Source organism: Kribbella catacumbae DSM 19601 (assembly GCF_000372465.1).
GTDB lineage: Bacteria > Actinomycetota > Actinomycetes > Propionibacteriales > Kribbellaceae > Kribbella > Kribbella catacumbae.
Map to the genome: position 1 here is coordinate 39,419 of NZ_AQUZ01000021.1, position 18,772 is coordinate 58,190.

Genomic DNA, 18,772 nt, shown 5'->3' on the forward strand with positions numbered 1-18,772 from the left:
ATGGTCGACACACAGCCTGACGATCGGATCGCTTTCGGTACCGCCCGGGCCCGCTGGGTGCTGGCCGCCACCGCGCTCGGTTCGGGGATGGCGTTCCTGGACGGCACGGTCGTCAACGTCGCGCTGCCCGCGATGGGTGAGGACCTGGGCGCCGACATCGCTGGCCTGCAGTGGATCGTCAACGGCTACATGCTGATGCTGGCTTCGCTGATCCTGTTGAGCGGATCGCTCGGTGACCGGCTGGGCCGGCGGCGGACCTTCATCGCCGGCGTCATCTGGTTCGCGCTGGCGTCGCTGGTCTGCGCGGTGGCGCCGAATCTCGAGGTAATGATCGCCGGCCGTGTCCTGCAAGGGATCGGCGGCGCTCTGCTCACACCTGGCAGCCTCGCGATCCTGCAGACGGCCTTCCGGCCGTCGGATCGCGCCAAAGCGGTCGGCATGTGGTCGGGACTCACCTCGGTGGCCGCGGCGGTCGGGCCTTTCGTCGGCGGCACCCTGGTGGACAACGGCTCCTGGCGGCTGATCTTCGTGATCAACCTGCCGATCGCGGCGGTCACCGTCCTGGTCACCCTGCGGCACGTGCCGGAGACGCGCGACGAGACGATGTCCGGCAAGCTCGACGTGGCCGGCGCCGTCCTGGCGACGACCGGACTGGCCGGCTTGACCTTCGGCCTGATCAGCGCCGGGGACCGTGGGTTCGGCGATGCGCTGGTGCTGACGTCGCTGGTGATCGGCGTCCTCGGGCTCGCGGCCTTCGTGGAGGTCGAGCGTCGCAGCTCGCACCCGATCCTGCCGCCGGGGATCTTCACCAGTCTTCGGTTCACCGGCGCCAACCTGGTGACCGTCGTCGTGTACGGCGCCCTGGGCACGGCCACGTTCCTCTTGGTCGTCTACCTGCAGACGGCACTCGGGTACGAAGCTCTGACCGCCGGCGCCGCACTGTTGCCGATGACTCTGCTGATGCTGACCCTCTCGGGCTACGCGGGCTCCTTGTCGGAGCGGATCGGTGCCCGCATCCCGATGACGGTCGGCCCGCTCTTCATGGCCGGCGGCTTCCTGCTGATGATGAACGTCGAGCCCGGCGCGAAGTACCTCACCGCCATCCTGCCGTCCGTCGTCGTGCTGGGGATCGGCCTGGTGTGCACGGTGGCTCCCCTGACAGCCACCGTGCTGTCCTCGGTCGAGGACCACCACGCCGGAGTCGCCTCCGGGGTCAACAACGCCGTCGCCCGCTCCGCCCAGTTGATGGCGGTCGCCGCGATCCCGCTGGCCGCGGGCATCACCGGCGACTCCTACCGGGATCCCGCCGCCTTCAGCGATGGCTTCCAGATGGCGATGTGGATCTCGGCCGGCCTGGCCGTTGCGGGCGCAGTACTGGCTTGGGTGACGCTCGGCCCGGCTCCGCAGAAGCCGGGCGAGCGCCCGCACGTTTATCACCGGCACTGCGCACTGGAGTCGCCGCCGCTGTCGAACTGCCCCAGTACTGCGTCTACGTCACGGTGAAGGTGCGCGAGGTGCCGGTGAATGGCGTGATCGTGCCGTTCAGGGCCTTCGAGTCGCCGCGGTGGATGATCCGGTAGGTGCCGGCCTGGGTCGCCTTCCAGGTGATCGTCGCCTTCGAGTCCGCGATGCCGGTGCGCTCCCAGCGATAGGTGGTATCCCAGTCACCGTCGTCGGCAACTCGTTGCCATTGGCCACCAACCTGTCGCTGGACCTCGAGGAACGTGCCGTTGCGGTGCAAGTTGTTCTTCGGATGGCCGGTCACGAACGCCACTGAGACAGTAGCCCCACGCTGGTACTGCGGCGCCGCGTCAGTCAGCACCTGGCCAAAGGACTTGAACGGCGGCGGACTGTCGAACACCACACCGGTCTGCAGATTCAGCTCGGCGGTGGCGGGCTTGGGCGGATGCGTTCCCACCGCGACCGGCGTACCGGCCTTCAATGCCTTCGCCAGGCCGGCGAACTCCTGCTGGTACGCCGGGAGCGTGTACTTGCCGAACAACGTCGAGCCGCCTTCGTACTGCTGCAGCTGGTACTCCTCCGGCGTCGTCACGTACTGGCTGTAGGCGTTGGCATAACCCTGGATCAGCACGTTCTCGAGCGGAACGCCGAGCTCCGCCGCCACCGTACGCCGAAGCCGCAGCCCGGCCACGATCGTCACCTCACCGGGCACCGCGACCAGGTAGAACTGGCCGAGCTTCACGAGCTGGATCGGTACGATGTCCGGCGTCGCCTGCAACTGTCCCGTCGGTACTGCGGCCAGCTTGGGCGACTGGCAACTGATCAGCCACGGCGGCACGTCGACCTTGAACGGCTTCAGCAGCTCGAAGAACGGGTTCGTCACACCTTCGGGGATGACCGCGATCCCCGGGCCGTCCTCGACACTGCCGGCCAGCGTCGAGACGCCGACCACACCGGGACAGGTGCGATGCGGCTCACCGTCGGGCGTGTACTTCGGGTCGACCTGAACAGCCGACATGTCGACAAATCGCATCCGGGCATCGATGCTGCCCGTGATCGTTGCCCGCGGCCCGTTGTAGGCCTGCTCGGCCGCCTGCTGCTGGCGGTCACCGAGGATCTGCTCGTTCAGCAGCGGGTTCTCGGTCGGACCGGAACCAGGCTTGAGATTGAGGTTGGGCGACATGTCGCCGGCATTGGTATTGGGGAACGCGGCAACGAACCCCTGGCTCTCGTCGAGGTACCGGACACCCTTGTGGTCGTGCTCCCAGCGATACGCCGCGTACCCCTTGTTGTCAGGGCTGATCAGCGTGTTCTCGTTGGTGATCGAGGTCGCGTGGGTAGCGAACCAGCTGATCGCGCCGACGTCGTTGCCGCCCTGCTGGAAGCGCAGTACGGTCACGGCCGGGTCGATCGCCTGCGGGAAGGCGGCGCGGTCGGCGGCCGGATTCTGGTCGAAGGCGACTCGCGAACGGTTGACGCTGGCATTGGTCAACGTGGAACGACCAAGGCTGATGGTGCCGGGGGCAAGGTTCTGGTGCGCCTCGGTGATCGCCTCGACGATGCCGTCGACAGTCGCGTCGAAGGCCTGCTTCTGGAAGCCGAGGATCGACAGGTTGTAGGCCAGGTGGTGCGACTGACCGCCGGGGCCCGAGTGGGTATGAGTTGCCGAGAGCAACAAGTTGCGTTCGGAGTACAGGCTGCCGTACTTCGCCTGCAGTTTGGCCAGGACGGCATCTCGCTGGGCCTGGAAGATCATCCCGAGATCCGCGTTCACGTAGGCGACGCGCTGGCCGGTCGCCTGCTCGACGGTGACGAAGGCTCTGGCTCGCAGCCGTTGATGAAGGCCAGTCGTGTTCTGGCCGAACTTCGAGTAGCCCATCATCCCGTTCTCGGCAGCCGGGCCGGTGACGTCGGAGATCCCGCGTCCGACCAGGTACTGCGAATCGACGGCCTGCGCCGAGGTCCGGTTGACACTCAGACTGATGGCGACGAGAGCTACGGCGAGTACGGCGACGAGCGGGCGGGGGCGGCGGCGCATGACGTCTCCTCTACGGCTAAAAGCTGAGTCAAATTCATCTTTACCGGAGAGTACTGACTCGCTTGCGGACTGTGAAGACCTAGTGATTTAACACAGTCGTGCTGTACGATCGTATGCATGATTTGGCTAAGAGCCGCTTTCGGCGCTCTCGCGATGGCACTGGCGCTTGGCGCGGCCGGGACCGCCTCGACCGCGCTCTCCGACGCTCCCACCTGGCTGGAACGCCTGCTGCCGGCTTTGCTCTGCACGGCGATCGCAGTCCTGCTGATCCGTCCCTGGCGCCGACGCTCGCAACTGGGCCTGACCGGCGGACTACGCCCGTTCCTCATCGGCGTGGCCGTGACGGGCGGCAGCGCCGTGGTGATGCTCGGCGGCGGTACTGCGCTGGGCTGGATCGAGTGGGGCCCACTGGAGCTGAGCGCCGTACTCCTCTTCCTTCTGACCAACGGTGTGATCGCGGTGCTGCTCGAGGCCTTCCCCGAGGAACTGACGTTGCGCGGCCACACCTACACGACCTTGCGCGCCGCCCACCGCCCCTGGCTCACCGCCGTCGGCACCACGTTCCTGTTCTTGCTGGTGCCCGGACTCTCCACCGTGATCCAGTTCCTGCTCAGCCGTCTGATCGGCGTCTCCTCACCGACCCCCAGCCTGGCTCCGTCCGGCGAGGACCCCGTCGGCTACTTCATCCTGCTGACCATCTTCGGCTTCACCCTGATCGCCGCCCGTACCTCCACCGGCTCCCTGTACGCCGGTATCGCGACGCACCTGACCTTCCTCACCGTCAACCGTCTCACCCTGCTTGGCGACGACCGCGACTCCGGCTGGTCCGCCGAACTGACCAGCCCCGACGTCATCCTGCTGGTCCCCGGTTATCTGTTGCTAGCAGCAATCATCTACCGGTTCGTCATCAACCGCGGGGCAGGCTCAGGTAATGCTTCCGGGTTGCGGCGGGGAGGCGCTCGAGCGAGTACCGGAGCATAGTTCGGGGCATCCGGGGCGCGTGAGTGTCCAGGAAGGCGAGCAGTTCATCCGGCGCCGTGTGCTTTCCGGCTTCACGCAACATCCAGCCGGAGGCCTTGTGGATCAGGTCTTCCTGGTCATCCAGCACCAGTGCCGCCAATGCGAAGGTGTCGTCGGTCTCACCGGCCCGGATCAGCTGGTAGGTGGCGACCAAGGCGATCCGGCGTTCCCAAAGGTTGCTGGAGGCAATCAGCTTGTAGAGCGGATCGCGGGGCAGCTCGAGCAGCTGGCCGCCGACGACCTGCGGCGCGCTGCAGTCGACGAGATCCCAGTTGTCGATGTACTGCGTATTGCGCAGGTACAGCTCATAGATCGCGGCGAGCTCCGCGGCGTTCGCAGTACGGGGTTTGAGGGCGCGGGCGGCACGATCCGCCAGCAGACAGAGGATTGCCAGCCGGTGCTCATGGATCGGGCTGGCCAGCGCCTCCTCGACGGCCGGCAGCGGCAGGTCCGCCCGAAGGTAGGGCTTCAGCAGGACGCGCAAGGTGGAGAGCTTGACGCCGATGATCAGGTCGCCCTCGCCGTAACCGCCCGGTTTGACCTGGAAGTAGCGCGCGAGCGTCTCAGCGATCTTGGGGTCCGCCGCCTCGTCGATCTCCCGGAGCAGCTCGTCGATCGTGCTCAGATCAGCAGCCCTCCGGTGACCCGCAGGTTCTGGCCCGTGATCCAGCGGCTGTCCGGGCCGGCCAGGAACGCGACCACGTCCGCGATGTCGGCCGGCTGGCCGACGCGGCCGAGCGCGGTCAGGCCGACGACCGCGCCTGCCGCCTCGGGCGGGTTCGAGTCGCGGAACATGTCCGTTTCGGTGGCACCCGGCGACACGCAGTTGACGGTGATGCCGCGCGGGCCGAGCTCACGGGCGGCAACGGCGGCGAACTGCTCCAGCGAGGCCTTGCTAGCGGCGTACAGGGAGATGCCGGGGCCGGGCACAGCGGTGTTGAGCGTCGACAGGTTGATCACGCGACCGCCGTCACGCAGTACCGAGCCTGCCTTCTGCAAGGCGAAGAAGGGGCCCTTCACGTTGGCGGCCATGAGTTCGTCGTACGCCGCTTCGGTCACGTCAGCGATCGGCGTCACCATCGCGGACGCCGCGTTGCAAACCAGGATGTCGAGCCCATCAGCCGGCTCGGCAGCGAGGGCGAAGACCTCGTCGAGCGTCGACAGATCCGCCTGATCAGCCTGTACTGCGACCGCCTGGCCTCCGCCGGCCTTCACCTCACCGACCACCGCCTCGGCCGCTGCCGCGTTGGAGGCATAGGTGAAGGTGACCGCTGCACCGTCCGCGGCGAGGCGGCGGACGATCGCCGCACCGATCCCGCGGGAACCGCCTGTCACCAGTGCACCCTTGCCGGTCAGCACGCCCATCTGATCTCCTCCAGCAGTCGACGCGTCCTCATCATGCTTGATTTCCGGGTTCATCGAACAGCTCGTCGAGAGGTTTCGCTCCGGGGGCCGCGGACAGGCAACCGTTGTGACCTCGCGGCGTTCAGGCATACGGTGACACCAGGGCTGTTTTCCACCACGTCAGGACCGACCGGCGTCACGGGGGCACCCGGGGGAGAGACAGCGTGACGAGCCAGCCCGATGCCGGTGACGGCGAGATGATCCGGACCACGTTCGGCGCAGTCACCGAGGAGCTTCAGCCCGGCGTCCTGGTGGTCCGGTTGTCCGGTGAGATCGACATCGCCACCACGGACTTCGCCGCCGAATCCATCCGCGCCGCGATCGCGCCGCCGGCCCGGCTGGTGCTGATCGACGTGTCCGCGGTGACGTTCTGCAGCTCGGCCGGCCTGGGCAACCTGGTCGAGGCCCGGCAGTTGGCCGGGCAACATGGCATCGATCTCGCACTGGTCGGGGTGGGCCGTCCGGTGGACCGTCCGCTGACCATTACCGGGCTCGGGCGCGAGTTCCGGATCTTCGCTTCCGTCGACGAGGCCCTCCGGTAGGGCGGGGCCTGGGTGACGAAGTCAGTCGGCGACCGGCGATGAGCCCACCGGGCATGCTCCGCGACCTGGTCGTGGTCGGTGCTTCCGCCGGCGGCGTCGAGGCACTGCGGAGCCTGGTGTCCGGCTTGCCGGCGAATCTGCCGGCCGGTGTCCTGGTCGTACTGCATCTGCCGCCCGGCGGCACGAGCGCACTGGCCGGCATCCTGGGCGCCACCTGCGTGTTGCCGACCACAGTGGCCGAGCACGGTGCGGAGATCGAGCCCGGCCACGTCTACGTCGCGCCTCCCGACCACCATCTGCTGGTCGACGACGGCTGCATGCTGTTGTCCGACGAGCCGCCGGAGAACGGTCATCGGCCGGCGGTGGACGCGCTGTTCCGGTCCGCTGCCCGATCCCGCGGCCCGGCAGTCACGGGGATCGTCTTGTCCGGGGCTCTGGACGACGGGACCGCCGGACTCGTCGCGATCAAGGCTCGCGGTGGGCTGACCATCGTGCAGCGGCCCGACGAAGCGGCGTACCGGGGGATGCCGGACAGCGCGCTGTCCAACGTCCTGGTCGATCACGTGCTCCCGGCCGCGGCCATCGGCCGGCGACTGGCCGGGATCCTGGCCGGGCCGAGCGGTTCGGCCTGTCCCGATTGTGGGAAGACTGTCCATTCGTCGGACCACGAGCCTGGGTGCGCCGGTCCTGATCAGCTCGAACTGGCCGATCAGGAGCTGCGGGCCGCGCTGTGGATCGCAGTACGGACTCTCGACGACAAGGCGGCTCTGGCGCGGCGGATGGCCGCCTCGGCGGACAACCGCGGCAACTGGGGACTGGCCCGGCGGTACACCCAGTCGGCCGAGGAGACCGGCAAGGCCGCCGAGTTGTTGCGATCACGGCTGACGGTCGGGCAGTCGGAAGCCAGGACGCCGAGGACAGGGGAATCGCGATGAGTCGAGCCGCTCGCCTTCGGATCGGCGTACAGACCATCGGCCAGGCCGTGGTGGTCAGCCCGTCCGGCGTGCTGGACGTCGCGACCGCACCGCAACTGCGGACCTTCCTCACCAAGCAACTGGCGGAGCAGCCGGCCGCGGTCGTCGTGCTGCTGCACGACCTCCTGCTGGCCAAGGCGCACACACTCAGCGTCTTCACCACGGTGGCCCGGCAGACCGCGGAATGGTCCGGGATTCCGCTGATCCTGGTCACCAGCCGCCATCACGACCACCAGCTGCAGCTTCATACGGCCGCGGTGGCCCGGTTCATCCCCGTGTTCGACAACCTCGCGTCGGCACTGGCCTCGATGAACAATCCACCGGTCCGGCAACTGACCCGGCTGAGGCTGGCGCCCGAACCGAGCAGCCCTGGAGTGGCCAGACGGTACGTCGCGGCCACCTGCGAGCTGTGGCGCTGCGAGGACATCGCGGAGGATGCGGTGGCGATCGTCTCGGAGCTCACCGCCAACGTGGTGCGGCACGCGCGGACAGACGCGGTACTGCGGCTGGAACTGCGCAGGCAACTGCTGACCGTGGCGATCAGCGACGACAGCCCGACCTTCCCGGTCCGGCCACCGACCGAGGACTGGGCCGAGAACGGCCGTGGACTGGGCATCGTCAGGGCTCTGTCGACCGCGTGGGGTGCCAACCCGACGATCAGCGGCGGCAAGATCGTCTGGGCGACGATCCGGGTGACGACGCCGAGCGCACGAGCGGCGATCAACAACGGGTGGCGGAACGGCAAGTAGCGTGGCGACGTGACGAACCCCAGCGTGGCCGGTGACGAACTCGAAGCCCTGCTCGACTACCTGCGCGAGTCCCGGGGCTTCGACTTCGGCGGCTACAAGCGGACCGGGCTGGCCCGCCGGATCACGCACCGGATGAGTCAGGCCGGGATCGACAGCTTCCACGACTACCTGGACCTGCTGCAGGTCGACGCGGCCGAGTTCACCGCGCTGTTCAACACCATCCTGATCAACGTCACCGGCTTCTTCCGCGACCCGGAAGCCTGGGACCGGCTGCGGACCGAGGTCGTGCCCGGCCTGCTCGCCGAACGCAGCCCGGGCGACCCGCTGCGGGTCTGGAGTACGGGCTGCTCGTCCGGCCAGGAGGCGTACTCGCTGGCGATGCTGCTGGCCGAGGAGCTGGGCCCCGACGCCTATCTCCAGCAGGTGAAGATCTATGCCACCGACATCGACGACGACGCACTGAGCCAGGCCCGGCACGCGGCGTACCAGGAGGCCGAGCTCGAGGGTGTGCCGGACGAGCTCCGGACGAAGTACTTCGAGAAGCGCGGCGACCGTTACGTCTTCACCCCCGACCTGCGGCGGACGGTGATCTTCGGGCGCAACGACCTGGTCCAGGACGCGCCCATCTCGCGAGTCGATCTGCTGCTGTGCCGCAACACGTTGATGTACTTCAACGCCGAGACCCAGCAGCGGGTGCTGAACCGCTTCCACTTCGCCCTGGTACCTCGTGGGGTGCTCTTCCTGGGCCGGGCGGAGATGCTGCTGGGCCGGAGCCGGATGTTCGAGCCGATCGACCTCAAGCAACGGATCTTCCGCCGGGTGGCCGACCGGTCTATGACGTCCGGCCGCCGCCCGCTGCCGCCACCGGCCGACGGGCCGGTCACCGACCGGCTCCGGGAGCTCTCGCTCGCGGCCAGCCCGATCGCCCAGCTGGTCGTCGGCCTCGACGACACGCTCGTGATGCAGAGCGACCAGGCCGCCAGCCTGTTCGGGCTGAGCCGCCGCGACCTCGGCCGGCCGATCCGCGAGCTGGAGGTCTCGTACCAGCCACTCGCCCTGCGCAGCCACCTCGACCAGGTGATCGCCGAGCAGAAGCCGATCCGGGTCTCCGAGGTCGAGTTCGGCCGGGCCGGTGGCGTCACGCACTGGTTCGAGGTTCATCTCACCCCGGTCCTGGACTCCTCGGTGCTGCTCGGCGTCTCGGTGGTGTTCCACGACGTCACCGCGACCAGGGCACTGCGGCAGGAGGTCGAGCGGTCCGGCCGGCAACTGGAGGCGACCAACGCGGAACTGCAGTCCACCAACGAAGAGCTGGAGACGACCAACGAGGAGCTCCAGTCGACGGTGGAGGAGCTCGAGACCACCAACGAGGAACTGCAGTCCACCAACGAGGAACTCGAGACGATGAACGAGGAGCTGCAGTCGGCCAACGACGAGCTGCAGATCATCAACGAGGCGGTCCGCGAGCGCAGTACCGAGCTGAACGACGTGAACGACTTCCTCGAGTCGGTGCTGTCCGCCTTCACCGCCGGGGTGATCGTCGTCGACCTGGAGATGCGGATCCTGGCCTGGAACGCGGCCGCCCAGGAGCTGTGGGGCGTGCGCGGCGACGAGGCCGAGGGGCAGCACCTGCTCAACCTCGATGTCGGGCTGCCTGCCGACGTACTGCGCCCGCTGGTACGAGCCGCGCTCAGCGATCCGGCCGGCGCCAGCGAGACCCGCCTGGACGCCGTGAACCGGCGTGGACGGGCAATCGTGGTCCGGCTGCTCTGCAGCGCGTTGAGGGGCCCGGACGGGCAGCAACGAGGTGTTCTGCTGACGATGGAGCCGGTCGAACGGCACTAAGTCCGCGGTGTTGGGGGCTTTGGGCCCTACGATGACGCGTGTGAGCGTCGATTCCAGGAAGCAGCAGAGTCGGCCGACCGTGCAGGACGTTGCCCGGGAGGCCGGCGTCTCGCCGTCGACCGTGTCGCGTGCCCTGCACACCCGGGGCTACGCCTCGCCGGAGGTCCGCGAACGCGTCCAGGCGGCCGCCCAGCGGCTCGGCTACGTGCCGAACCACATGGCCCGCAACCTGCGCAGCCGGACGTCGACCGCGATCGGCGTACTGATCTCCGACCTGCGCAACCCGTTCTACGCCGATCTGGCCGCCGGGGTCGAGGAGGTGCTCAGGTCCGAGGGCTACCAGATGATCCTGGTGAACGACAACGGCGACCCGGAAGAGGAGATGCACGCGGCGGAGACGCTGCTGGCGATGCAGGTCGCCGGGGTGATCGTGACTCCGGTCGCGGCCGCCTGCCCGAAGATGCTGCAGGACAACGGGATCCACGTGGTCTCCGCCGACCGGCAGCTCGGCCGCGGCGGCGACGCAGTACTGAGTGACAACAAAGCGGGTGCCCGCGAGCTGACCGAACACCTGCTCGGCTTCGGCCACGAGCGGATCGGGCTCTTGATCGATGAGACGAAATGGTCCACCGGAGCGGGCCGGCTCGCCGGATTCCGGGCGGCGTACGAGGATGCCGGCCTGGAGCTGGACGAGGACCTGATCGTCTACACCAGCTTCGACGCCGAGGCGGCTCGCGAGACCACCCGCGAACTGCTCAACGAGCACGACGTGACCGCGATCCTGTCGGCGAACAACGTGCTGGCGCAGGGCGCCCTGGCCGAACTGAAGCACCGAAGGCTCCGGATACCGAACAAAATCAGCCTCGCCGCGTACGACGACGTGCCGTGGATGTCACTGGTCCAACCGGCCATAACCACCGTGGATCAGCACACAGTGGATCTGGGTCGTAGCTCTGCGCAACTATTGCTGGCCCGAATCAGGGATGAATTGCCTGCCCGGCGGCGAATTGTCCGGGTGACGCCACGTCTTGTTGTCCGCGGATCTACCGGACCCGCTCCCAGAAACTGAATTTCTGGCGTACCACCGGCACATGACACAAGTACATGTAGACCGGGTCATCGCCAGGCAGCTCGAGCGTCACACCGAGGTCGCCTATGCGATGCACAGCCAGCTGGAGGCGATCCAAGCGGTCGCCGACGAGCTCATCCGCCGACTCGACTCGGGCGGGGTGCTCTACACCTACGGCAACGGTGGATCCGCTGCCGACGCACAACACCTGGTCGGTGAACTCATCGGCCGTTATCTGAGGGAACGGCGGCCGCTGCCCGCCGTGGCCCTGGTCGGCGACGCGGCCGTGACCAGCTGCATCGCCAACGACTACTCCTATGACGAAGTGTTCTCCCGGCAGGTCCAGGCGCTGGTCCGGCCGGCCGACATGGTGGTCGGCTTCAGTACCTCCGGGACCTCACCGACGGTGGTGAAGGGGCTCGCCGCGGCGCGTTCGGCCGGGGCCTGCTCGGTGGCCTTCACCTCCCGGCGCGGGATCGGCCTGGCGGCAGCGGCCGACCTGGCGATCGTCGTACCGGCCGACGAGACCGCCAGGATCCAGGAGATGCACCTGCTGGCCCTGCACATGGTCAGCGAAATCGTCGACCAGTGGGCAGCCGCCTACTGACCGCCTGGGCGAGCCGGGTCTCACCCGGCTCGCCCGTCCCGACCGACAGGACATAGTGCCGATTTCGGGGTCTGCCGGGCCGGCTCTGAGCGTGAGCTCTCGGCTCGGGCATGACTATGTCCTGTCGGTCGGGACAAGTTGCAACCTTGGATCACGTCACCAAAGCGGCTCGGGGACAGTTGATGCGATAGCGTCCTGTGACCCGTGAAAGCTTTGACGAAGGAATGAGAATGGCTGAGAGCGCCAAGATCATCGTGGTGGTGCCGACTTACAACGAGCGGGAGAACCTGCCCGTTCTGGCGGCGCTGCTGTCCGACCTGAAGCTGCCCGGGCTGCAGATGCTGGTGGTCGACGACAACTCCCCCGACGGTACCGGCGACGTCGCCGACGACCTGGCGAAGGCCTCGCCCGAAGAGGTCTCGGTCCTGCACCGAACCGCGAAGGACGGCCTCGGCCGCGCCTACATCGCCGGGATCAGCCGCGCGCTGGACGAGAACGCCGACATCATCATCCAGATGGACGCCGACCTGTCCCACCCCGCCTCGGTGATCCCGATCATGGTCGACACCCTGCGGACCACCGACGCCGCCGTGGTGATCGGCTCCCGGTACGTCGAAGGCGGATCCGCCGCGGCCGAGTGGGCCTGGCACCGGCGACTGCTGTCGGCGTTCGCGAACATCTACGTGAACACCATCCTGCGGCTGCACGTGAAGGACGCCACGGCCGGCTTCAAGGCGTGGAAGGCCGACACCCTGCGGGCGATCGACGTGGCGACCATCCAGAGCAACGGGTACTCGTTCCAGGTCGAGATGAACTACCGGGCGGTGCGGCAGGGCCGCCGAATCGCCGAGGTACCGATCCGCTTCGAGGAGAGGACGGTAGGCGCGTCGAAGATGAGCCTCAAGGTCCAGCTCGAGTCGGCCCTGATGCCCTGGAAGCTCCTCTTCAAGCGCTCCTGACCCGATGCACTCCCCCGCCGCTCGGCACGCAGCACGCCGAGCGGCGCGCTTTTGCGCCTTGCCCAGCCCGCGTAGCGGCGTACCGGTTAGCCGTAGCCGAGTTGGTGGAGGCGGGAGTCGTCGATGCCGAAGTGGTGCGCGATCTCGTGCACCACGGTGATGTTCACCTCGTCGACGACGTCCTCGACCGTCTCGCAGATCTGCAGCGTCGGGTTGCGGTAGACGGTGATCCGGTCGGGCAGCACACCGCCGTAGTAGTGCCCGCGCTCGGTCAGCGGGATGCCCTCGTAGATGCCGAGCAGGTGCGGGTCGCTCGGCGGCGCGTCGTCCTCGACGAACACCGCCACATTGTCGATCAGCGCGGCCAGCTCAGGCGGCACCTGATCCAGCGCCTCGGACACCAGCACCTCGAAATCAGCCCGGCTCATCTCGATCACGGTGCCAGCCTAATGATGCGCCCCAGCCCGCGCGGCTGATCGCCGGCCGTGACGCCGTTGAGCGGTGGGTAGCCGTTGAGCCTTCAGGTTTCTGCCATGCCGGTTTCCGACATCGCAGCACCTCGTAGTACGCGCTCCCTCCTGCTGAACTGACGGCCAATCGGTCGTGTCCCGGCGGCCGGTTTCCTCCGTCCCCAGTCCCAGGAGAGCTCCGTATGAGAAAGCGCACCATGTGGTTGGCGGTCGCCGCCACCGCCACGCTCCTCCTCCCCACCGCGGTCGCCGTGCCCGCCCTCGCCGCGCCGGCTGCTACCGCCACTGTCGCCACCGCGTCTTCGCCTCAGCCGATCGTCGAGCAGCTCCTCGCCGGGCTGCCCGCCGCCCGCGAGGCGGCCGAGGCGACCCGCACCCGGCTCGGGCTCGACGACAGCCCGCTGCGGGCCGCAGTACTGGATGTGATCGATCCCACGCAGCACGAGTGCCCGACCGCACCCCCGCCGGTCGTCGACGCGATCTCCGTCGGCGTCGCGGACTGGACCTTCGAGCAGCGGCTCGCCGCCCTGTACGCGCTCCTGTTCGACATCCCGATGACCGAGGCGACGTACCTGTCGACGCCCGGCCCGTACACGTTCGGCGCGACGGGCGCCTACAGCAAGAAGGCGACGGAGGCCTTCAAGACCCTGAAGATGTTCTGGGACATCAAGTCGGAAGACATCGAACTGGTGCCCGCCCACGGCCGGATGCTGCTGGACCAGCCGCGCGTGACGAAGGTGTTCACCACCCTGTACGGCCAGCCCGCCGACCTGTCGGCGAACACCGCGGCGTTCATCGCGACGCAACTCGACACCGCGGCGACGAAGTACGGCGACCACCCGATCTTCACCTTCAACGCCTACGCGAACAGCCTCGAGGGAGTGCCGATGCCGGGCGTCGGACTGGTGCCGGACCGGATCGTGATGGGCGACGGCGTCCAGGACGGCTTCGGGCTGGTCGGGCTCGGCGACGTGACCAGCCAGGCGATCATCGGGCATGAGTTCGGTCACCACATCCAGTTCGAGCAGGGGCTGTTCACCTCGACGCTGCCGGCGCCCGAGGCGACCCGGCGTACGGAGCTGATGGCGGACGCGTTCAGCGCGTACTTCCTGACCCATGTGCGCGGCGAGAACATGAAGTGGCAACGGGTGCAGCACTTCACCCAGATGTTCGCCCAGATCGGCGACTGCGGCTTCTCAGAGCCAGGCCACCACGGCACGCCGAACCAGCGCACCCGCGCCGCCCTCTGGGGCTTCAGCCTCGCCGACACCGCCCGGGTCCAGGGCCACATCCTCCCGTCGAAGCCCTTCGCCCAGCGCTTCGAGCAGGTACTCCCGGTATTGGTCGCACCGGACGCCGGCTGACCCTCGTGACCCGGACACGTGGTGCGCCTCGGACCCCGCACCACGTGTCCCTCTACGGAGGCGCTGGACGGGCCTTCTGGGAGCCACCGGATGGGCCTATCTGGAAACCCTCCTGGGGCCGTTGGATGGCCTTCCCAGGAACTCGTTTTGGACCTCGGCCCGCTCTCCTCTATGCTTACGGCTGTCCCAAGGAGCTTCGGCTCCCGCGGTCCGAGTCCCCATCGTCTAGTGGCCTAGGACGCTGCCCTTTCAAGGCGGTAACGCGGGTTCGAATCCCGTTGGGGATACGGTCGAAAGACCGATGTCAGCAAGGCTCGAAGGATGGTGTAGCATCGTCGAGCAATCTGGCCCAGTAGCGCAGTTGGTTAGCGTGCCGCCCTGTCACGGCGGAGGTCGCGGGTTCGAGTCCCGTCTGGGTCGCCAGGAGAGTGGCGGCGGAGTGTTCACACACCGCCGCCATTGATCTCTCCCGGTCAGGTAGCTCAGCTGGTAGAGCGTCCGCCTGAAAAGCGGAAGGTCGGCGGTTCGAGACCGCCCCTGACCACCCAATCTTGAGCGTGGATCTCGATCCGAGATCCGCCGACTCCCCCGCGACTACCGCAACCAGTACCGCAACGCCTATCCGGCAACCATCTCCTCTAGCTGTTCCAGCGCCTTCCGCTGGTCCTCCAGCGATGCATGGGCATAGACCGCCATCGTCACCTGTACGTCAGCGTGCCCGACGATTGCCTGCACGATGTGCGGCGGCACTTTCAGCCGCAGGAGCAAAGTCACACACGAGTGCCGCAGGTCGTGGAAGCGCATCTCCCCTACCCCCGCCGCGTTCCGGATCGGGTACCAAGTACGCCGGAGGTTGTCCGGCTCGATCGGCGTTCCGATCTCGGTCGTGAACACGTAGCCCGTATCGACCCACTTCGCGCCGGCCAACAGCCGTTCCTTCGCCTGCTGACGCTTGTGGCTCGCGAGTGCTTCAAGACACACCTTGATCAGCGGCACGGTCCTCTTCGATTTCTTGGTCTTCGGTGTCACCGCCTGCAATGCGCCATCAACCCGTTGCAGCGTCCTGCGAACTTCGAGGGTCTTCTCCACCTGGTCGATGTCCGCCCACCTAAGGCCGAGTAGCTCGCCGCGCCGCAGTCCCATGTAGAGCGCCATGACGTACAGCGCGTAGAGCCGCGTCGGCTTAGCCGCCTTGAGCAACAGCCGAGCCTGTTCCTCGGTTGCGCCTCGGTTGACGTCGTACTGCGCGCCTTGGACCTGTACCAGCTTGGCCACGTTCCGCTGTAGGACTTCCTCTCGCACAGCGGCTTGCAAGGCGTTCCGAAGAACGGCGTGGACTTGCTCCACTAGCCGGTCTGAAGGATGGCGCTCACAGCACTGACCAACCGCACAGCACTTCGCCTTATCGCCCCGCCTTGCGTCGTACCCGTGCTTGCAGCAAAGACAGGTGTTCCGTAGGCGCTTCATGAACAGCCGGACATCGGCACCGGTGAGCTTGTGCAGCTTCTTCTTGCCGATGTCGGGAATGAGATGCACCCGCGCGACCAACTCGTACCCCTGGTAGGTCTTCGGCTTCTTCGCAGGCTTCAAGATGTGCTCCAGCCAATACCGAAGGAATGCTTCCACTTGCCAGTTCGTCGCCTCAGCCGGGATTCCCTGGTCCGAGTCCGTTTGCAGTTTCCGGAGCTTCTGAACCACCACGTCACGGTCCTTGGATGAAACCTCCTTCCGGGCGGTCGTCCCATCGGCTTGCAGCACGTAGGCCGCGCCGTACCACCGGTCCTTGCTGGCGCGGTAGTAGATCGATCCGTCACCGTTCGCGGCCTTCATGCTGCGGTCTCCTCTTCCAGCAGTTGAATTGCTTCCTCCAGAGCCGAGACCCGCACCAACCGCCGAGCACCGATCTTCACGGTCTTCAGCTTCCGGCTGCGGATCAGGTCATAGAGAGTCGAGCGGTGAATGCCCAGCCGTGCGGCAGCGTCGTCCGTAGTGATCAACAGCCGGTCCGCGTCAGCGATCTGAACCATGCTCATCTGAGGTACAGCTCCGTCCTGTCTGGGCGTGCTCATGCGGTTTCGCGGTTCGGGTGGGTGTTGTCGATCAAGTCGGGAACAGCTCTGGGGACCCAAGGCGTACCAGCCGTACCAGCCTCGTCTTCGCAGGTCAGGGTCGAGGAGGCTTGGTTGGTTGGTACGGCTTGAGCCGTACCGGTGGTGGAAGCCTCTTCGGGGCTGACCTGGGAAGTTACGGCTGGTACGGCTGGTACGGCTTCCCCACCGGCTGGTTTTGGCTCGGGGCAGTAGCGGTTCCAGGCGTCGGCGAAATCGCTGCGGTAGTAGCCCTTGGCTTGCCCGGTCTGGAAGCGGATGGTGTCGCTGCGGATCTCGAAATCGCGCAGCAGGTTGCCGAGCTTCATCCCGCTGAGTCCGTCTTTGCCGATCGTTGCCCAAGGGCTCTCGCTGAGCGCCTTGAGCCGGGTCAGCAGGTCTTGGGTTGGCAGCGCGTCGGCGTCTTGGAAGACTGTCCGGCAGTCGGCCAGCAGCCGGGTCGGAATCGAAGTCTCGTCACCGGCGTCGCGGTCGCTGGTGAGTGCCACAGCCGCTTTCCGGGCTGCCCGGGGCCATTGGCCGCCCGCGAGGTCGGCAACGGCAATCATCGGTTCCCAGGTGTCAGCAGCGCGGTCTTCCAGCGGCATGTCCGGGGTCGCGTTCCGCAGCATCTCAATGTGAGGGCTGAGCCACTGGTTGAGCCGTTGCCGTAGCGCGTCCAGCTCGGGCCCGTCGCGGCCGACGCGGTACGGCGCGACCTGCTCACCGGGCGCCCTGCGACGCATGCGGATGACGGCTGCCCGGTCCTCGATCGTGTCTGGCATCGCGCCGATGCCCGCGAGTGCGGCCATGGCGAACGTTGGGATCTTCTCCACCGACCGTGAACCGGCGTCGTAGCGCAGTGCCGGGCGGCCGCGCTGGTGACCGGCGTTGAGCAGGCCGCGTAGGTCTTCGTTGTCGCCTGCCTTGGGGCCAAAGATGGTGTCGGCCTCATCGATCAGCAGGGTCGGCGGATCACTCGGCGCGACGCCGATGGATCTGTAGACGGCTGACGGGGATGCGTTGACGGTCATCAGCGGCCGGTGTGACATGCCCTCGACGGTGTCCAGCAGCCGCGACTTCCCGCAGCGCCGTTCCGGTGCCCGGATCACCAACCGCGGGGCGCAGTTCCAGGCCGGTACGGCGTGCGTCGCAGCGACCCACAACACAACCGCCGTCAGCGCGGACGTACTGGGCAGGATGACGTAGCGGGTGATGGTCGCGGCCACGTCGTCCAGCAGCTCCGCGCCATCGATCGGCTCGGCTGTGGTCTCGGTCGAGCTGGTCATGCGGCAATCCCTTCGTCACGGAAACCGCCAGCGATGGCGGCCCTGATGTCCCGGTCGGTTTGGGCGGCTTGGTGTCCCACGTAGGTCAGCGCGGTGACGGCGTCGGCCTGTTCGATGACTCCGGCCGCGACCATCCGCGCAACGCCTCTAGCGGCGCCGTACAAGGTGGTGCGGCGCCTGCCTTTGGGTGCGCGGCGTACGGCGTCCAGGTGGGCGTCTAGGAGCTTGTCCGGGTGGGAGATGCCCCCGCCCGGTTCTGTTGTGGCTGGGCTGGTTTGCGGGGTGGACGATTCGGCCGGCATAGGGGGCAGGCAGGCGGCGATGAGAGCGGGGGGCACCTCCATCACGTCGGCCCCGCTGTTGGTCGCCCATCGGTACGGCAGCCCGGTGCGGTGATGGATCGACGGTGGCAAGACGACGTAACCGCCATCGGCTTTGATGTCGATCCCCGGCCGTCTTGGCATGGGGCGTGACGGCATGTGCTGGCTGGGGTGGCGGTAGTACAGGTGCTGTCCACCAGAGCCGGTGACAACCCGCAGCGTGCGCGGCAACAGCCCTTCCGCCACGAGCTGGGTCATGCTCGCCGTTCCGCCGTGCGCCGGATCAACATCGACCACCAGGAGCCCGGACACAGAGCCGGTGCGGACGGCGAGCTGTCCGTACGGGACAGCGGCAATAATCGCTGTGATGCGGTGCGGATCGGTCGAAGCGGCGTAAAAGCCGTGGCAGGTCAGGTGTCCGCAGGTCGTCGGGTCATGGTCGGTGGCGGTGCGGCAGGCGGCGCAGTTGGCAACGGGACGCTTGGACCGGGCCAGCATGAACACCGGCCAGCCATGTCCAGCGGCGGCGAGTGCAGCGGTCAGGATGTCGTTCATCGGTGTGATCTCCCCTCGA

18 protein-coding genes and 3 tRNA genes are annotated in these 18,772 nt (G+C 67.4%); 13 read left to right on the forward strand and 8 right to left on the reverse strand.

Annotated features, from left to right (window positions below; genetic code table 11):
* Positions 1-1,503, forward strand: a complete 1,503-nt coding sequence (locus A3ES_RS0121750) for a DHA2 family efflux MFS transporter permease subunit (RefSeq protein WP_020388959.1) — start codon at positions 1-3, stop codon at positions 1,501-1,503.
* Here A3ES_RS0121750 and A3ES_RS0121755 read toward each other — a convergent pair.
* Entirely contained in the window at positions 1,490-3,499 is a 2,010-nt protein-coding gene (locus tag A3ES_RS0121755) for a neutral/alkaline ceramidase (RefSeq protein ID WP_020388960.1), read from the reverse strand. The genes A3ES_RS0121750 and A3ES_RS0121755 overlap by 14 nt on opposite strands.
* A 117-nt stretch (positions 3,500-3,616) precedes the next feature.
* Here A3ES_RS0121755 and A3ES_RS47945 point away from each other — a divergent pair, with 117 nt between their 5' ends.
* Positions 3,617-4,480: a CPBP family glutamic-type intramembrane protease gene (locus tag A3ES_RS47945; RefSeq protein ID WP_083933590.1), complete on the forward strand. Its 864-nt coding sequence runs from the start codon at positions 3,617-3,619 to the stop codon at positions 4,478-4,480.
* On the opposite strand, the gene A3ES_RS0121765 is transcribed toward A3ES_RS47945, so the two are convergent.
* Positions 4,407-5,189 (reverse strand): DNA alkylation repair protein, encoded by a 783-nt coding sequence (locus tag A3ES_RS0121765; protein ID WP_337587770.1) that lies wholly within the window; start codon positions 5,187-5,189, stop codon positions 4,407-4,409. The genes A3ES_RS47945 and A3ES_RS0121765 overlap by 74 nt on opposite strands.
* Entirely contained in the window at positions 5,141-5,884 is a 744-nt protein-coding gene (locus tag A3ES_RS0121770; RefSeq protein WP_026163092.1) for an SDR family oxidoreductase, read from the reverse strand. The genes A3ES_RS0121765 and A3ES_RS0121770 overlap by 49 nt, the downstream gene beginning before the upstream one ends.
* 203 nt (positions 5,885-6,087) lie before the next feature.
* Here A3ES_RS0121770 and A3ES_RS0121775 point away from each other — a divergent pair, with 203 nt between their 5' ends.
* From A3ES_RS0121775 to A3ES_RS0121805, 7 genes are all read left to right on the forward strand, one after another.
* Positions 6,088-6,465: an STAS domain-containing protein gene (locus tag A3ES_RS0121775; RefSeq protein ID WP_020388964.1), complete on the forward strand. Its 378-nt coding sequence runs from the start codon at positions 6,088-6,090 to the stop codon at positions 6,463-6,465.
* A gap of 38 nt (positions 6,466-6,503) precedes the next feature.
* Complete coding sequence (locus A3ES_RS0121780) at positions 6,504-7,400, forward strand: chemotaxis protein CheB (protein WP_026163093.1); 897 nt, start codon at positions 6,504-6,506, stop codon at positions 7,398-7,400.
* Positions 7,397-8,188: an ATP-binding protein gene (locus A3ES_RS0121785; protein ID WP_020388966.1), complete on the forward strand. Its 792-nt coding sequence runs from the start codon at positions 7,397-7,399 to the stop codon at positions 8,186-8,188. Before A3ES_RS0121780 ends, A3ES_RS0121785 begins: the two co-directional genes overlap by 4 nt.
* 9 nt (positions 8,189-8,197) lie before the next feature.
* Complete coding sequence (locus A3ES_RS0121790; RefSeq protein ID WP_040455212.1) at positions 8,198-10,033, forward strand: CheR family methyltransferase; 1,836 nt, start codon at positions 8,198-8,200, stop codon at positions 10,031-10,033.
* Positions 10,034-10,064: 31 nt separating this feature from the next.
* Positions 10,065-11,102 (forward strand): LacI family DNA-binding transcriptional regulator, encoded by a 1,038-nt coding sequence (locus A3ES_RS0121795; RefSeq protein WP_040455214.1) that lies wholly within the window; start codon positions 10,065-10,067, stop codon positions 11,100-11,102.
* A gap of 22 nt (positions 11,103-11,124) precedes the next feature.
* Entirely contained in the window at positions 11,125-11,709 is a 585-nt protein-coding gene (locus A3ES_RS0121800; RefSeq protein ID WP_020388969.1) for a D-sedoheptulose-7-phosphate isomerase, read from the forward strand.
* A 230-nt stretch (positions 11,710-11,939) separates the two neighbouring features.
* Complete coding sequence (locus A3ES_RS0121805) at positions 11,940-12,668, forward strand: polyprenol monophosphomannose synthase (RefSeq protein WP_020388970.1); 729 nt, start codon at positions 11,940-11,942, stop codon at positions 12,666-12,668.
* A gap of 86 nt (positions 12,669-12,754) precedes the next feature.
* Here the strand turns inward: A3ES_RS0121805 and A3ES_RS0121810 are convergent, their stop codons facing one another.
* Positions 12,755-13,105, reverse strand: coding sequence for a metallopeptidase family protein (locus A3ES_RS0121810; RefSeq protein WP_020388971.1), 351 nt, complete (start codon positions 13,103-13,105; stop codon positions 12,755-12,757).
* A 215-nt stretch (positions 13,106-13,320) separates the two neighbouring features.
* Between A3ES_RS0121810 and A3ES_RS51445 the strand changes: the two genes are divergently transcribed.
* From A3ES_RS51445 to A3ES_RS0121830, 4 genes are all read left to right on the forward strand, one after another.
* Positions 13,321-14,502, forward strand: a complete 1,182-nt coding sequence (locus A3ES_RS51445; RefSeq protein ID WP_157630662.1) for a neutral zinc metallopeptidase — start codon at positions 13,321-13,323, stop codon at positions 14,500-14,502.
* A 214-nt stretch (positions 14,503-14,716) separates the two neighbouring features.
* A tRNA-Glu gene (locus A3ES_RS0121820) sits at positions 14,717-14,789 on the forward strand.
* A 59-nt stretch (positions 14,790-14,848) separates the two neighbouring features.
* Positions 14,849-14,925, forward strand: a tRNA-Asp gene (locus tag A3ES_RS0121825).
* A gap of 48 nt (positions 14,926-14,973) precedes the next feature.
* A tRNA-Phe gene (locus A3ES_RS0121830) sits at positions 14,974-15,046 on the forward strand.
* A 74-nt stretch (positions 15,047-15,120) separates the two neighbouring features.
* Here A3ES_RS0121830 and A3ES_RS47955 read toward each other — a convergent pair.
* Genes A3ES_RS47955 through A3ES_RS0121850 form a run of 4 tightly spaced genes read right to left on the reverse strand, consistent with a single transcriptional unit; the run spans position 15,121 to position 18,753 of the window.
* On the reverse strand, positions 15,121-16,332 hold the full coding sequence (locus A3ES_RS47955) for a tyrosine-type recombinase/integrase (RefSeq protein ID WP_020388973.1): 1,212 nt from the start codon (positions 16,330-16,332) through the stop codon (positions 15,121-15,123).
* Positions 16,329-16,535, reverse strand: coding sequence for a helix-turn-helix domain-containing protein (locus tag A3ES_RS47960; protein WP_020388974.1), 207 nt, complete (start codon positions 16,533-16,535; stop codon positions 16,329-16,331). The genes A3ES_RS47955 and A3ES_RS47960 overlap by 4 nt, the downstream gene beginning before the upstream one ends.
* A gap of 32 nt (positions 16,536-16,567) precedes the next feature.
* Positions 16,568-17,878, reverse strand: coding sequence for a DUF3631 domain-containing protein (locus A3ES_RS0121845; protein ID WP_020388975.1), 1,311 nt, complete (start codon positions 17,876-17,878; stop codon positions 16,568-16,570).
* Positions 17,875-18,753 (reverse strand): bifunctional DNA primase/polymerase, encoded by an 879-nt coding sequence (locus A3ES_RS0121850; protein WP_020388976.1) that lies wholly within the window; start codon positions 18,751-18,753, stop codon positions 17,875-17,877. The genes A3ES_RS0121845 and A3ES_RS0121850 overlap by 4 nt, the downstream gene beginning before the upstream one ends.
* Positions 18,754-18,772: the final 19 nt, after the last annotated feature.